At 37.9% G+C, this 14,259-nt stretch carries 15 protein-coding genes; 11 read left to right on the forward strand and 4 right to left on the reverse strand.

Features of this window, described 5'->3' with window-relative positions; translation table 11 throughout:
- Window positions 1-11: 11 nt before the first annotated feature.
- The 9 genes from DY109_RS00850 (at window position 12) to DY109_RS00885 (ending at window position 6,189) form a co-directional block, all read left to right on the forward strand.
- On the forward strand, window positions 12-647 hold the full coding sequence (locus tag DY109_RS00850; protein WP_023946505.1) for a hypothetical protein: 636 nt from the start codon (window positions 12-14) through the stop codon (window positions 645-647).
- Window positions 648-1,070: 423 nt separating this feature from the next.
- Window positions 1,071-2,441, forward strand: a complete 1,371-nt coding sequence (locus tag DY109_RS00855) for a sodium-dependent transporter (RefSeq protein WP_023946508.1) — start codon at window positions 1,071-1,073, stop codon at window positions 2,439-2,441.
- Window positions 2,442-2,514: 73 nt separating this feature from the next.
- Entirely contained in the window at window positions 2,515-2,661 is a 147-nt protein-coding gene (locus DY109_RS11240) for a hypothetical protein (RefSeq protein ID WP_023946509.1), read from the forward strand.
- 219 nt (window positions 2,662-2,880) lie between these two features.
- Complete coding sequence (gene truB / locus DY109_RS00860; RefSeq protein ID WP_034549149.1) at window positions 2,881-3,714, forward strand: tRNA pseudouridine(55) synthase TruB; 834 nt, start codon at window positions 2,881-2,883, stop codon at window positions 3,712-3,714.
- Window positions 3,698-3,931: a carbon storage regulator gene (locus DY109_RS00865; protein WP_023946512.1), complete on the forward strand. Its 234-nt coding sequence runs from the start codon at window positions 3,698-3,700 to the stop codon at window positions 3,929-3,931. Before truB ends, DY109_RS00865 begins: the two co-directional genes overlap by 17 nt.
- A complete protein-coding gene (locus tag DY109_RS00870; RefSeq protein WP_023946513.1) occupies window positions 3,928-4,776 on the forward strand; it encodes a 4-(cytidine 5'-diphospho)-2-C-methyl-D-erythritol kinase in 849 nt (282 codons plus the stop codon). Before DY109_RS00865 ends, DY109_RS00870 begins: the two co-directional genes overlap by 4 nt.
- A gap of 8 nt (window positions 4,777-4,784) precedes the next feature.
- Complete coding sequence (gene smpB / locus DY109_RS00875) at window positions 4,785-5,246, forward strand: SsrA-binding protein SmpB (protein WP_023946515.1); 462 nt, start codon at window positions 4,785-4,787, stop codon at window positions 5,244-5,246.
- Window positions 5,247-5,255: 9 nt separating this feature from the next.
- The gene (gene exbB, locus DY109_RS00880) at window positions 5,256-5,717 is read left to right on the forward strand and encodes a TonB-system energizer ExbB (RefSeq protein WP_023946517.1); all 462 of its coding nucleotides are present in this window, start codon (window positions 5,256-5,258) and stop codon (window positions 5,715-5,717) included.
- An 85-nt stretch (window positions 5,718-5,802) separates the two neighbouring features.
- Complete coding sequence (locus tag DY109_RS00885; protein WP_023946519.1) at window positions 5,803-6,189, forward strand: biopolymer transporter ExbD; 387 nt, start codon at window positions 5,803-5,805, stop codon at window positions 6,187-6,189.
- 76 nt (window positions 6,190-6,265) lie between these two features.
- Here the strand turns inward: DY109_RS00885 and DY109_RS00890 are convergent, their stop codons facing one another.
- On the reverse strand, window positions 6,266-7,294 hold the full coding sequence (locus tag DY109_RS00890) for a hypothetical protein (RefSeq protein WP_023946521.1): 1,029 nt from the start codon (window positions 7,292-7,294) through the stop codon (window positions 6,266-6,268).
- Between the two features lie 78 nt (window positions 7,295-7,372).
- Between DY109_RS00890 and DY109_RS00895 the strand changes: the two genes are divergently transcribed.
- Window positions 7,373-7,879: a peptidylprolyl isomerase gene (locus tag DY109_RS00895; protein WP_023946523.1), complete on the forward strand. Its 507-nt coding sequence runs from the start codon at window positions 7,373-7,375 to the stop codon at window positions 7,877-7,879.
- A gap of 210 nt (window positions 7,880-8,089) precedes the next feature.
- Here DY109_RS00895 and DY109_RS00900 read toward each other — a convergent pair whose 3' ends face one another.
- Window positions 8,090-8,374 carry a hypothetical protein gene (locus DY109_RS00900; RefSeq protein WP_023946525.1) on the reverse strand — a complete coding sequence of 95 codons (285 nt, stop codon included), beginning with the start codon at window positions 8,372-8,374 and terminating at the stop codon, window positions 8,090-8,092.
- Window positions 8,375-8,379: 5 nt separating this feature from the next.
- A complete protein-coding gene (locus DY109_RS00905) occupies window positions 8,380-12,720 on the reverse strand; it encodes a vacuolating cytotoxin domain-containing protein (RefSeq protein WP_023946527.1) in 4,341 nt (1,446 codons plus the stop codon).
- Window positions 12,721-13,134: 414 nt separating this feature from the next.
- Here DY109_RS00905 and DY109_RS00910 point away from each other — a divergent pair, with 414 nt between their 5' ends.
- Window positions 13,135-14,025 (forward strand): EamA family transporter, encoded by an 891-nt coding sequence (locus DY109_RS00910; RefSeq protein WP_023946531.1) that lies wholly within the window; start codon window positions 13,135-13,137, stop codon window positions 14,023-14,025.
- A 3-nt stretch (window positions 14,026-14,028) separates the two neighbouring features.
- Here DY109_RS00910 and DY109_RS12270 read toward each other — a convergent pair whose 3' ends face one another.
- On the reverse strand, window positions 14,029-14,163 hold the full coding sequence (locus DY109_RS12270; RefSeq protein ID WP_258399800.1) for a hypothetical protein: 135 nt from the start codon (window positions 14,161-14,163) through the stop codon (window positions 14,029-14,031).
- Between the last annotated feature and the right edge of the window lie 96 nt (window positions 14,164-14,259).

Below are 14,259 nucleotides of genomic sequence, written 5' to 3' on the forward strand. Positions count from 1 at the left end.
GAGGAATACACTTGAAGGCTTTTTTTAATGGATTATTTTTGGTGTGTTTGGTGATTTTACAAGTTAGCAACGCAGAATCTAGCGCGAGAGAATCTAGCGTAGCAAACGTAGCAAATGATGATTTGTATCAAGTCATCAAAGAAAAATCAAACGCCATTCTTGCAAAAAATGGCAAATTTGTCAGCATAAGCGGGGGCGTAAATATGTTTTCAATCGCTAATAATAAATTTAATTTTATTCCCACAATCGGCATAAGAGGTGGCATATATAGCTTTTTTACGCCCTATATTGGCGTGCGCGGATTTTTTGGCTTTGATTTGGGATTATGGAAGCATTCAACCATTGTTGCGATAATTTCTTTAGGCATTGATGCAATCGCTGAATTTCCACTCTCAAAAAGCAAAAAAACTTTTTTGGGTGGTATGCTAGGATTTGGCGGTGATGCGTATGTGTATTATGATGATGTTACTCATAATAATTTCTCAAATATGCAAAAAAAAGGCGAAATTTTTATGCAAGGCGGGATTACTTTTGCATTTTATAAGCCAAATCGAATTAATATTTTGTATCGATTTTTGCCAGTAAGAAAAACGAGTGATTTTAATCCTGCGGGGCTGGTAGTGGTTGAGTATAGTTATAAATTTTAGAATCTCAAATCTAATTTCCATGAGAGCTAAATCCTCTCTTTTTTGCATATTTCAGGGAGTTTGAATTTTTAGCCCGCGATGAACACTTAATGTTACACTTTTTTGTGTTTTTGCTTGCCTAAAATTTCTACACAATCCCAAAATCTGCCTAAAAATAGAGGATTTCTTTACACCCCTTTGTATTTGCATAGATTCTAGAATCTAAAAATCAAAAGTGGATTCTTATGGATTGCCACGCAAAATTTGAAAATTTTACTCACAATGACGGAGTGGGTTTGTCATTGCGAGGACGATAGGACGAAGCAATCCAGTCAAAAATAGATTGCCACAAGCCCTAAAGGGCTTCGCAATGAGTCAAGCAAAGCAATCTGCAAAAAGAAGCAAAAAGAGAGAATCTAGATTCTAAAACACTAAGGAGAAACAATGAAACAACCAACAAAACAAACTTGGTCAAGCCAAATTACCTATATCCTAACCGTCGCAGGAGCGACTATCGGATTTGGGGCGACTTGGCGGTTTCCGTATTTGGTCGGCGAAAATGGTGGCGGGGCGTATGTGTTTGTATTTTGTATCGCTATGCTTATGATTGGGATTCCTATGATTTTGGTCGAAAATGTCATCGGCAGACGACTTCGCAAAAATTCCATAGACGCTTTTAGTGGAAGCGCAAATGGCAAAGCCATTCCAAAAATATGGCAGCTTGTAGGCTGGCTTGGGGTTTTGGGGGCATTTGGCATTATGGCGTTTTATATGGTTTTGGGTGGCGAAGTGCTTGCATACATCATCGGAATCCTCAATCACTCACTAAGCCTCACCTCACCCATTACAGCCGCAACTACAAATGCGTATTATACTTTTATGTTTGAGGATAATGCCACAATGCTTATCATCTGCACGATGATATTTATTTTGATTAATTGGCTTATTTTGGCAAAGGGCGTGATTGCGGGCATTGAGCGATCGGTAAAATACCTTATGCCTTTGCTTTTTATATGCCTTGTTATTATGATTTGTAGAAATATCACCCTGCCCGGCGCAATGGAGGGGATTAGATTCTATCTTGAGCCTGATTTTTCAAAAATCACTCCAAAGCTTTTTATCCAAGTTTTAGGGCAGGTATTTTTCGCACTCTCGCTTGGATTTGGCGTGATTATCACGCTTTCATCTTTTCTTGACAAAAAAGAAAAACTCGTAAGAACCGCGACAATCACAGGCATTATCAATACAATCATCGCGGTAATGGCTGGGTTTATGATTTTTCCTTCGCTTTTAAGCTCGGGGATTCCGGTAGATTCTGGCTCAAGCCTTGTGTTTAAAAGCCTGCCCATAGCGTTTTCAAATATGTGGGCGGGCAATTATTTTGCGATTGTGTTTTTCTCACTTTTGCTTATTGCCGCACTAACAACCACTCTTCCGATTTATGAAGTCATCATCACGATTTTAGAAGAAAAATTCAACATCGCGCGTCAAAAGGCTATTTACATCACCATAAGCGTGATTTTTGTATGTGGCAATCTGCCCTCAATCCTTTCGCTCAATGTCTGGAAGCATATCAAAATCTGCAATCGCAATATTTTTGATCTTTTTAATGATATTAGTGGCGATATTTTATTTGTGCTTACGGCGCTTGGTTGCGCGATTTTTGTAGGTTGGGTGCTTCAAGATGACGCCAAAAAAGAGCTCCAAAACGATACAACTGCAAAAAGTTGGATTATTGATTTGTGGTTTTATTATGTGAAATATGTCGTGCCATTTGTTATTGTTGCGATATTTATTAGTAATTTTGTGTTTTAGATTCTAGTTTCCATAGAATCTAAAAGTGGATTCTTATGGATTGCCACGCAAAATTTGAAAATTTTGCTCGCAATTGAGGGGGCAGGTTTGTCATTGTAGGGACGATAGGACGAAGCAATCTAGTCAAAATGGATTGCCACGACTTCCTAGCGGAAGCCTCGCAATGACGATAAAAACGACAGATTCTAGTAGAATCTATGCAAACACAAGCAAGCATTAAGAAATCCTCTATTTTTAGGCAGATTTTGGGGTTGTATAGAATTTTTTAGACAAGCAAAAACACAAAAAAGTGTAACATAAGCGTTCATCGCAGGCTAAAAATTTCAAACCCCCTGAAATATGGCTTCTCAAGCAAAGCCCTAGAGTTGCATAGCAAAAAAGAGAGGATTTAGCTCTCATGGAATCTAGATTTGAGAATCTAAAAATAAAAGGAACACTTATGAACAACTCACTTATAATTGCCTATAAACCCCCATTTATATCAAGCAATGCTTTTCTCTCAAAGCTCAAGCGCAAATACAATGCCAAAAAGGGCGGATTCTCCGGCACGCTTGATCCTTTTGCGCGGGGTTGTTTGATTGTCGCTTTTGGGCAATACACCAAACTTTTGCCATTCCTTCAGACCACACCCAAAACCTACAACGCGACTCTTTGGCTTGGCGCAGAATCTAAAAGCCTTGATATAGAAAATTTTTTGGAAGTGCAGCCCACAGCACCGCTTGATCTTTGGCGCATTCGCGATGTGTTTGCTTCATGTGTTGGGGAGATTTCATACACGCCACCTGCATTTAGTGCCAAAAAAATCAACGGAATCCGCTCTTATAAAATCGCAAGGCAAAATCTTGAAGTCGCGCTCAAATCGCAAGTTATGAATGTTTTTAGTCTCAAACTCTTAAGCTACAATCACCCCTTTATCCATTTTCAAGCCAAAGTCTCAAAAGGTGCTTATATCAGATCTTTAGGTGAGATTATCGCTCATAAGCTCAATACAAAAGCCACGCTTAGCTCTTTGGAGCGAAAAAGTGAGGGGGAATTTGAAGCCTTGCCAAATGCAGAAATCAAGCTTAATGCGTTTGAAGTTTTGCCATTACAAGAGTTGAAGCTTGATTTGGATTATGCGCCTTTGGTGGCAAATGGAGCAAAAATTCAGCTAAAAAACCTAAAAAATGAAATTTATAAAGTAAAATTTGATAGTTTTTTTTCTATAATTCAAATCAACGATGGCAACATCAATTATTTACTCAATAGGATTCATTATGCTCATACTCTCTAGAAAACAAGATGAAAGTATTGTTATCGGTGATAATATCGTAATCAAGGTTATTTCTATTGATAGAGGAAGCGTGAAGCTCGGATTTGAAGCCCCGCCAAATACACTCATCTTGCGCACAGAGCTCAAAGAAGCGATCGTCAATGAAAATAAAAAAGCTATCCAATCCTCTAATAACTCTCAATTACTAGATTTAGGCAAACACATCAACATTAAATGACACTCAAAGCATACCCCAAAATCAATCTCTATCTCAAACTCGTTGGCATACAGCATAATAATCATCACAGCTATCATCTTTTGGAATCTCGCTTTGGACTTATCACAAGTGGGGTGTATGATGAGATTTTCATCTCTGAATCCTCGCATGATAGCATTAAGGGCGATTTTGGCTGCGATTGGCAAAAGAGCAGTGTATTTCAAGCTCTTGTAGCCTTGCGTAAATTCTATCCTATTCCGCCATTGCGTATCGAAGTGCAAAAACGCATTCCCATAGGTGCTGGACTTGGCGGTGGAAGCTCTGATGCGGGCGTGCTTTTATCTGCGCTTAATCAAAAATTTTCAATCAATCTCAATCAAGCCAAACTCGCGCAAATCGCTAAAAGTATCGGTGCTGATGTGGCGTTTTTTACGCAAGGGCATCGCTTTGCTGAAGTTCGAGGCATTGGTGAGATTATTGAGCCAAAGCAGATTCTAGATTCTGATATGACTGATTTTGAGATTTTTACGCCACCTATTTTTTGTGATACAAAGCAAGTCTATCAATGCTATATCCAAATGCGCCAAAATAAACAAATCCAATTCTCTGCCAAAAATCTTTTTGCTAATCTTGATAATCAGACATTATTCACTCATAATTGTGCGGATTTAAATGATTTATTTCTGCCGGCAAGCACGTTGTATCCGCAATTACTAAACATCAAAAAAGATTTAGGCGATGAGTGGTTTTTTAGCGGAAGTGGGAGTAGCTTTTTTCGCCCTGTTCGCCCTATCAATAAATCTGCAAAGCCTACGAGCTTTACAGAATCTATAGATTCTACAAATACCGCACAAAAGCGCATATAAGGAATGCAATGAAGCTTATCGCCCAAAACAAAAAAGCATTATTTGATTATGAAATCCTTGAAAGCCTAGAATCTGGAATAGTGCTTTTGGGCTCTGAAGTCAAATCACTCCGCTTAGGTCGCTGCAATCTCAAAGATAGCTTTATCAAAATCATCAAACAAGAAGCATTTGCATTTGGCATACATATTTCGTTTTTATCCACGACAAATCCGCACTTTCGCCCTGATGAAAAGCGTCCAAGAAAGCTTTTGCTTCATCGCAAGCAAATTGACAAGTGGTTTGGCAAGGCTTCGCAGGAGAGGCTTACGATTGTGCCACTTAAAATATACTTTAATCAAAAAAATAAAGTAAAATTACAAATTGCTCTAGCTCGCGGAAAAAACCTCCACGACAAGCGAGAATCTCTCAAGAAAAAGATTCTCAACAAAGAAGCACAAGCTAGCTTAAAAAACTATGGAAAACATCTATAAAGGCGATAAATGAAAGAAATTGTAGATTATTCGATTTTGGGATTTTTGGGATTTTTGTCAATCATTGTGATTGCTATTGGGATTGAGAGGACGTGGTTTTATGCCACTGTTCGCGTAGATGATTATCACGATAAGCGACTTTTAGAGCTTGATTTATACAAACGTCTAACCCTCATCGCAACTATCGGCTCTAATACCCCATACATAGGGCTTTTGGGCACCGTTGCTGGGATTATGATTACTTTTGTGGATATTGGCTCAAATTCATTTGTCGATACCAAAACCATTATGACAGGGCTAGCCCTTGCACTCAAAGCCACTGCAATGGGGCTTATCGTGGCTATTCCTAGTATCGTGCTTTATAATATGCTTGTGCGCAAAGCAGAGATTGTCATCACAAAATGGGATATTTATCACAACCCATCACCAATCGAGCAAAAACCTCTCGCGCGACTTGATAAAGACACATAGAATCCAAAAAAAAAAAAAATCAAGGAATCATAAGCAAATGCAAAAAAATTGCAAAAGAAAATACAAAAGCAAATAAAGGAAATGTATGAAAAAAATTGATTCTATGAATCTTGTGCCATTTATTGATGTTATGCTTGTTTTGCTTGTAATCGTGCTGACAACCGCTTCATTTGTCAATACCTCCAGAATCCAAGTCAATGTTCCAAAAATAAGCGATAGTAGCAATAAAAATCAAGAGATTAATAATAAACCTCTTAACATCGCAATCGATAGTAATGGCAACTTTTTCCTCGAAAATAAACCAATCACGCTTGACTCACTCAAAACCACTTTGCAAGGCTATGATAAGCAAACACCAATCATTCTCAATGGCGATAGCAAAAGCAATCTTAATTCATTTGTGCAGATTATGGATTTGCTCCAAGATGAAGGACTCAATGATCTTTACATTGTCGTTGAGGAAGAGCGGTAGTTTGGGTATTATGATGAAATGACTCTTTACTTTAAGATTCTAGCAAGCTCTTATACTCTAATCTACTCTATCAACATCATCGACATCGTTTCGTGATCGTCTCTGATATGCCATATCCTACGACTTTATCCATCGAGCAGATAAAATGCCTAACTTGTGCTTGACTTACGATAATCGGGCGAACGGCTTGATTATTCATTGTAGCTATTCCTAAAAATTCGCCATTTTGGCTAAAAAATGGTCGCCCAAATACTATATTTTGGCTCTCTTGTATCGGCAAATACGCGTGCTTTTCTTCTTTGATTTTAAGCACTCTTATGTTTGGGTTATTGAAAGTGGTTGTAACGGTATAAAAATCTTGCGTTTTGGGAGTGTTTGCCTGCAAAATATCAAGCGCATTATGCTTAAAGAGGTATTGATGATAATAGCTTTGACTTCTTAGATTGCAATAATCATCTGTATAGCCCGAAATCTCAAACAACGCCAACCCCTCCATTTTATCGATAGCTTTGAGATGCAGTTGCGCTACACAGATAAGATTCCCGGCACTTTTGTCGCGCATTTTAAGAAAAATATCCTTAGGATAAGCCGAAGCATTATGCGCAAGCTCCGCAGAAGTAAGAAATATGCGATCAGGAAGCAAAACCCCAAAACCGCTCTTTAGCGATCCATCATCAAATGAAACAATCACAAGCCCAACTGATCGAATCCATGAGAATCGCCTCTGCACTTCTTGGAAATCCTCTGCGCGCGTAGATTCTGCCACGAGGCTATCGTTTTGAGGGCTATCATTTTGGCTGTTATTTTGATTTATGTTTTGCGTTGTGCTTTGGCTCCCTTGGTTTGATGTTTGCTGGCTCGCTGTGAGTGGGTAAGCAGGATTTGTATAGTTTTTAGAAGCCAATGCAGAAGGAGCAGAAAAAGAAGCAAGAGACTTAGCAGAATCTATGGATTGTGTGGATTCTGCAGATTTTGCTTGAGATTGTGTGGATTGTGATAGGAAATTCTGGAGTGGATCTTCTAAGCTCTCTTCAGACGCAAAGCCACAAGTATGAAGCAGCACTACCCACAAAAACGAGGATCTCGCAAGCCATAATCTTGTCATTTTTACCCTTATTTAAACGATTGTTAGAACAAAATCGGTAGAATCTAGTTTTTTTAAATTGTAAATCAAAGGATACTTATGAAAGACTTAAAAATTTATGAGCCAACGCAACAAGAGCTTGATTCATACCAATTTGCACGCATTCATACCAACAAAGGCGACATCACAATCCGACTTTTTGCGCAAGATGCGCCACAAGCAGTGAGTAATTTTGCCTCTCTTGCACAAAGTGGATTCTATAATAATTTAAGCTTTCATCGCGTTATTTCTGGATTTGTCGCACAAGGTGGCTGCCCAAAAGGCGATGGCACAGGCGGTCCGGGATATAGGATAAAATGTGAAGTTACAAACAACCCAAACCGACACAAACGAGGCTCACTCTCAATGGCACACGCAGGGCGAGATACAGGCGGAAGTCAGTTTTTCTTATGCTTTGTAGATCTGCCTCATCTTGATGGCGAACACACCGTATTTGGCGCGATAGAGCCTGATGATTCAAAAAGCTTTGAAGTTTTGGATTCTCTAAGGCAAAACGATCGCATTGAAAATATCGAGATTCTCGCGACAACACAAAGTGAGTCTTGAGTTTGTGTAGAGTAAGCAACAATCTAGATTCTAGAATCTAGATTCCATAGATTCTAAATCCTAGCTTTTAAGCGATTTGAGCTACGAGATTTGTTTTTTGCTTCGTCAATGAACTACATGTTCTATTTCCTCGCTCAAAACTTCACAATCTATCAAACCCTTGCAAACCCTTGCAAACCCTTGCAAACTCATCTTAAAATCTAGAATTTTTTACACGCTCTTTTTGTTTGCATAGAATCTAGATTCTATACAGACGCAATGATACATTAAGAAATCCTCTATTTTTAGGTAGATTTGGGGTTGTGTAGAAATTTTAGGCAAGCAAAAATACAAAAAAGTGTAACATAGAAGTTCATCACAGGCTAAAAATTTCAAACTCCCTGAAATATGGCTTCTCAAGCAAAGCCCTAGAGTTGCATAGCAAAAAAGAGAGGATTTAGATTCTCTAGGATTAGATTCCAATATCTTAAAACTTTTGACAAAATCAAACCCCACTACCCCTAAAACACATACCGAGCACCTAAATTTCCTGTAATATTTATATCTTTATAGCTTAGTCCTACTTTGCCACCAAGTCCAAAATTAATAAAAAATTGTTCCAAAAATTGCACTTCACCACCTGCTGTGGCATTTGCAAAGGTATTGAGATTATCGCCTTGTTTGTAGCTAAGGTTATTACTTCCGACAAATCGCACTTCTGCAATATTATTTGATGAGATATAAATATCTCGTTGTGCGCCAACATTAATAAACCAATACGATCCTTTTTGAAAATACTGCCTTGTCTCAAATGCAACATTAAGAGCTAGCACATGCTGAAGCGCTTGTGGGCTTTGTATGCCAAGATTGTTTGTGTAATTAGTAAAGCTTTGGTTAGTAGTATTTGGATCAAAAGCCGTAATTAAACTATCTGCACCATTAATCTTTCCGACATTAATCATATAATATGACATTCCAATACTTGGCTTAAATACAAGTGTTTTACCTTTCATACCAAAGATATAGCCATAATTTGCATTAAGATTAAATGTATGGGTATTGTATTTATAGCTTTGTCCTAATTGTGAGAGCCAAATATTCTCACGCGCATTAATATCTTCATTATTCATACCAATTGTATATCCAGCATTAAAGTCAAATTCGTGATTTTTAATAATTGCTCTTGAGTAGATTCCGCTATTGACATTATGGCTATTGTTTTTGATAAGATCAGCTGTATATGTCCCATATCCATATGCTGCAAACACTCCAAGTATAAGTCCATTTTCTCCAAGATTTAAAAACCTATCATAGCCTACATTAAGTCCATATAATGCACCATAGCCATTACTAATAAAGCTTGCAGAGCCAATGGCATTTGCCCAGATATTATTAGCATAAGTATGGCGGTTTGAGAATTTATATAAATATGCTGGATCAAGTGTTACATCTTCAATATCTGATCGTGTGCTAGAGTTGTTAGCATAATGTGCGCGCTTTTTGTTTTGCATAAGTGAGGCAAACTTTATACCATTATCATAAGAATCAACTCGTGAGAGTTTGACAAGTCGTTGGATTTTGGCAATGTCTGCTGCAAGCTTTGTGGCTTCTGCGGTAGAGCTTTTGCGCTCTGTGGAGGAGAGTTGTTCTAGGGTATTATAAAGCTGTGTAGCAGTATGTTCAAAAAATCCTATATCATAATCCATAATATTTGTGCCAGTGAAAGTGATTCCTCTTGAGTGGATACTTACAAATTGAAGCCATTTGAATATATCAGAGTTTGAAGTCTCAACTTGATGCGCAGAGCAGCCAGCAGTATTATCCCTACACACAACTTGTTCTTTTTTTTGCTCATCATATTTGGTATAGACAACTTGTCCGTTTTGTGTTTGGGTGATTGTTTCTTGTCTTGCTGTGGTTGGAGAGATTGCTGCGATTTTAGCGACATATTCATCACCTCTACTCTTTCCACCCTTTTGCCAAATGTAGTAACGTATATCATTAATATCATAAGGATTATCTGGATTATTTCCTAAGATCTTTATACCTATGGTGCTATAATCTACAACCTTTTCATATCGCAATCCAATATTATTGAGTCCTGCTTGAAGTTTGGCTTGAAGTTTGGCAAGATCAACCCTACTTTGTGTATAATCAATACTTCCATCAGCATTTATTGTTGGCTCACCCTTTGCTCCCTCATAAATAGCAATAGAGTTTTTGATGTAATCACATTGCTCTTGTGTGCCAGAATCTCCACAATGAAAAGTTTGTGTATTTCCACTTGCTGTGGTGAAAATATATTTAATTTCCATTGCGTCAATGAAGCGATAGGTTTTATTTCCTTCTATTGTGAGATTGCTTAGATTCTTACCAGCATGTGTGATATAAAGGATTGGCTTTCCATAGTTATTGACGCTATTGTTTGATTGATTGACTTTTACATCAAAATAGCTCAAACCAATGCTGCTTGTAGCATTCATCTCTATTGAGCCGTTATTGATAATGTTGAGTTTATAAAATTCTGCTCGTGCGTTATGATCGAGTATGAGGTTTTGGATATTGGAAGTCTCTATATTTGAAGCGTAGAATCCAGATTCTGAGCCTAGCTTTACAGTATCAACTGTAAGCGTAGAGTTTTTTACAAAATTATTAGTGCCACTCTCATTAAAAAACGAAAGCCTTGCGGTATTACCCACAACTTGATTCCCATTTTGTCCCCAGCCATTGAGTGTGATTGTGCCAAATTTGAGATTAGAATCTGTTTTTGTGAAAAGCACTGTCCCAACTCCAGGTGTGCCATTATGAGAGCCACCATTTGTCTCTCTTGTGCGGATTGTGAGAGAATCTGCTTTGAAATTGTTATTAAGTTTGATTTTGGCTGCTTCTACGATCATAGTTCCGACACTTGCACTCTTTCTCACCCCTGAAAAGTCAAAAGTCGCTCCCTCCCAAGTTTGCTGTGCGGTTTGAGTATCAAAAATCCCTGTATGTGTGAGATTTTCACCCTTAAAGATAATCATATCAGGAGAGCCGACATTAGCAAGCTGATTAGCTAATGTGATATTCACATTTTTAAGATTTATATCTCCATTTGCATGAAAAGTTGTTATAAATTCTCCAGCCGTATCAGTTGAGTTATTGATCCCACGAGTAGAGTAAATTCTTCCGCCATTTATTGTAATATTTTGAGCTTCGAATGTCGCATAGCTTGGATTCAATGATACAACTATTGTCCCATCCCACATTTTACCATGCAAATCAAGCTTATCAATCGTAATATCTCGACCTGCTTTCATATTTAAAGCCCCATTACCTTGAAAAACTTGTATATTCGTAGCTCCTAAGTGGATATTCCCTCCAGCATCAAAGTCAATATCCGCATTTGTGGTATTACCACCTGATTTGATTGTATTTGTGCCTAAGAGTTTTATATCATTTGTGGCTTTAAATTCTACGCGTTCGGTTGAGATCGTGGCGTTTGTGGATTTATCAAAGTTTATATCCCCAGATGTCGCATTAAATGTAGCACTGCTACTTTGCCCTGCAAGTGAAGCCTCTGCAATATTTATCGTGCTATTTTTAAGCTCTATGCTATTTGCACTCCAAGCAGAGCTATTAGAAAATTCACCTCTACCCATAGTATAAGTGAGATTATCACCGATAATCTTGCCATTTGTAGCACTAAGCTTAAAAGTGCTTCGCCCGCCATCAGCTATGATTTTGGTATTTGTAAAATTCATATCACCGCTAGTAGTGGTGAAGTTCATATTGTGCCGATCAGCTGAAAGATTTCCAATACCCGGTGAACTTACGCGCAACTCACTATCCTTGATAGTCATATTTTTGCCCTCAAAGTTGATGTTTGTAGATCCTCCTGTATGGAGTGCTTGCAAATTGACATTCATATTCATAGTATTTATGTCGAGTTTTTCACCTGCTTTGAAAGTCATCTGTGGTTTGGCTGTAAGTGTAGAAATAGAAATATTTGTCTTTCCAGAGAGCTCGAGATTTTTGCCCGCAGTGAAGTTTATCACTTCAGTATGGAGATTAAAGTTATTTGTATTATCGACACTGATATTATTGCTTGAGATGAATTGCGTTTCACTATTTATGCCAGCCGTGCTAGAGTTATCAATGGTAAGATTGCTATTTTTAAAGACAAGATCTTGTGCTTCAAACTTTACCTTGATAAATCCTGTCGTCTCAGGCATTGTAACATTGAGCTTATCAGCATCAATTTTGCCTTTCTTGGCTTCGACAAAGAAAAACGAGCCAGAGCGACTCGCAAAATCAGCACCTTGGATTCTAATATTTGTATCTTTAAGTTTTACATCGCCACCTGTGCTTTTTAGTGAAAATTGATCGCCTTGTGTATTTGACCACATTGAGACATTAAGACCATCGGTATTAATATCACTTGTAGCATTGATATTAAGTGTAAGCCCTGCTCCAACTTTTGTATTATTACCACCTTTAATTGTCCCTGTGAGATATGCTTCTTTGACATTAAAAGTCCCACTCATATACCCTACATATCCACCGCCACCACCAGAGCCAAAAGATAGCGAGCCACTTCCAGTTTGTTTTTGGTTATTTCCAAGAATAAGTGTGCCATTTTTGTAGTTAGCTGTAAAAGAGTTTCCAGTTCCAGAATAAGTATCTGTATTTGTAGCATAAAAAGTATCGGTAGTCTCATTATTTGGTTGTGGAGTATATTTCCATGAATGACAATCACTCCACAACCAGGGTGATGTAGTATAAAAACAATAAACATCTCTAGCTATATCCACTGCTGCCTGTGCTGTAATCGGCATAAAAACGCAAAATACTACAACGCTATATGCTCTAATCTTACGCATTACGCGCACTCCTAATATTTATAAATTTTATAGTTATATTTTTGCTGTGTAAAAAAGATTCTACTATTTTTTTTGTTTAATGATAAAATTAATGGAGCAGATTTTTATAGATTTTGGATTTGTATCAAACGATATAATCATCATAAACTAGAATCTAAATCCCAAATCTCCACGATTTCTTTGAAATCTTAATAATACCAACTCAAGTAGATTCTAAATTTTCTAAATTGTAACACTATAAAAAGATAAAACTTTTGTGTTTTGCTTGCTTTAGGCTTGTATAGGCTTTAATGACAAAAATAATTTATTATAGATTCTGCATAAAATTCTCTAAAAATTCCTGTGCTCTTAATGTATTGGGCTTGATTTATAGGCTATAATGCTTTTTTGCAAATTTAGATTCTAGGAATAATTATGCGTTATTTGGTTATTGTCAGTTGCATTTGGGCTTTTTCGTTTCCGCTTATCAAGCATTATCTTAGCGGGATTGTTGATAATTATTTTGCTATTTTGGTGCGTTTTGTGCTTGCGTTTATCGTGTTTTTGCCATTGATGAGATTCCATACAAATCTGCGTTTGGCGCTCAAGCTTATGGGGATTGGCGCGCTTCAAATTGGTGTGATGTATATTTTTTATTACAATGCGTTTTTGTATATCAGCGCGTCTGAAGTGGCTCTTTTTACGATTTTTACGCCGTTTTATGTTACGCTTATTTATGATATTTGCCATAGGCGATTGCGGAGTTTGTATTTTATCAGCGTGGCGATGGCTGTTTTTGGGGCGTATATTATCCGCAGTGGCGCGATAGATTCTGGGTTTGTTATTGGGTTTTTGCTCGTGCAGGTCGCAAATATCTGCTTTGGCGCAGGGCAAAGCCTCTATAAATACACAATCGAGCAAGAAAAAGTATCAAATCAAGCCGAAGTGTTTGGCTTTTTTTATCTAGGCGCGATTATTGTCGGGGTGCTAAGCTTTGTCACGTTGGGCGATGTGGATAAGATTCCGAGTTTTTCGCTTAACTCACCGCAGTGGATTGTGCTGATTTATCTTGGGGTTATCGCCTCTGGTGCGGGGTATTTTATGTGGAATAAGGGCGTGAGTATGAGTGATAGCGGTGTGGTGGCGATTATGAATAATGCGATGATTCCGCTTGTCGTGCTTGTGGATTGGCTATTTTGGGGAAGGCAAATGCAGAGCGAATCACTCATCAAGCTTATATGTGGTGGAGTTGTGATTTTTGTATCGCTGGCTGTGCATTATTGGATTATGCGGTGGTATAATCGCACGAACTTGCGCAGAATCTAGATTCTATGCCATTTTCGTCATTGCGAGGCTTCCGCTAGAAAGTCGTGGCAATCCATTTTGACTAGATTGCTTCGTCCTATCATCCTCGCAATGACAAACCCGCCTCATCATTACAAGTGCGTGAAATGAGCGTAGCAATCTATAAGAATCTATTTATTGTCATTCTCAATAAAGCAATACCAACCAGAATCTAGATTCTGTAAGTTTTTATAATATTTCATATTGAATTTTAAT

Origin of the sequence: Helicobacter fennelliae, assembly GCF_900451005.1 — a bacterium.
Classification (GTDB): Bacteria; Campylobacterota; Campylobacteria; order Campylobacterales; family Helicobacteraceae; genus Helicobacter_B; species Helicobacter_B fennelliae.

What these genes read in the sequence shown, in the direction of transcription:
- truB (WP_034549149.1), top strand. Translation starts at nt 2,881, where the DNA reads ATGAACAACTCACTTATAATTGCCTATAAACCCCCATTTATATCAAGC.
- DY109_RS00855 (WP_023946508.1), top strand. Translation starts at nt 1,071, where the DNA reads ATGAAACAACCAACAAAACAAACTTGGTCAAGCCAAATTACCTATATC.
- DY109_RS00885 (WP_023946519.1), top strand. Translation starts at nt 5,803, where the DNA reads ATGAAAAAAATTGATTCTATGAATCTTGTGCCATTTATTGATGTTATG.
- smpB (WP_023946515.1), top strand. Translation starts at nt 4,785, where the DNA reads ATGAAGCTTATCGCCCAAAACAAAAAAGCATTATTTGATTATGAAATC.
- exbB (WP_023946517.1), top strand. Translation starts at nt 5,256, where the DNA reads ATGAAAGAAATTGTAGATTATTCGATTTTGGGATTTTTGGGATTTTTG.
- DY109_RS00890 (WP_023946521.1), bottom strand. Translation starts at nt 7,294, where the DNA reads ATGACAAGATTATGGCTTGCGAGATCCTCGTTTTTGTGGGTAGTGCTG.
- DY109_RS00870 (WP_023946513.1), top strand. Translation starts at nt 3,928, where the DNA reads ATGACACTCAAAGCATACCCCAAAATCAATCTCTATCTCAAACTCGTT.
- DY109_RS00895 (WP_023946523.1), top strand. Translation starts at nt 7,373, where the DNA reads ATGAAAGACTTAAAAATTTATGAGCCAACGCAACAAGAGCTTGATTCA.
- DY109_RS00910 (WP_023946531.1), top strand. Translation starts at nt 13,135, where the DNA reads ATGCGTTATTTGGTTATTGTCAGTTGCATTTGGGCTTTTTCGTTTCCG.
- DY109_RS00865 (WP_023946512.1), top strand. Translation starts at nt 3,698, where the DNA reads ATGCTCATACTCTCTAGAAAACAAGATGAAAGTATTGTTATCGGTGAT.
- DY109_RS00905 (WP_023946527.1), bottom strand. Translation starts at nt 12,720, where the DNA reads ATGCGTAAGATTAGAGCATATAGCGTTGTAGTATTTTGCGTTTTTATG.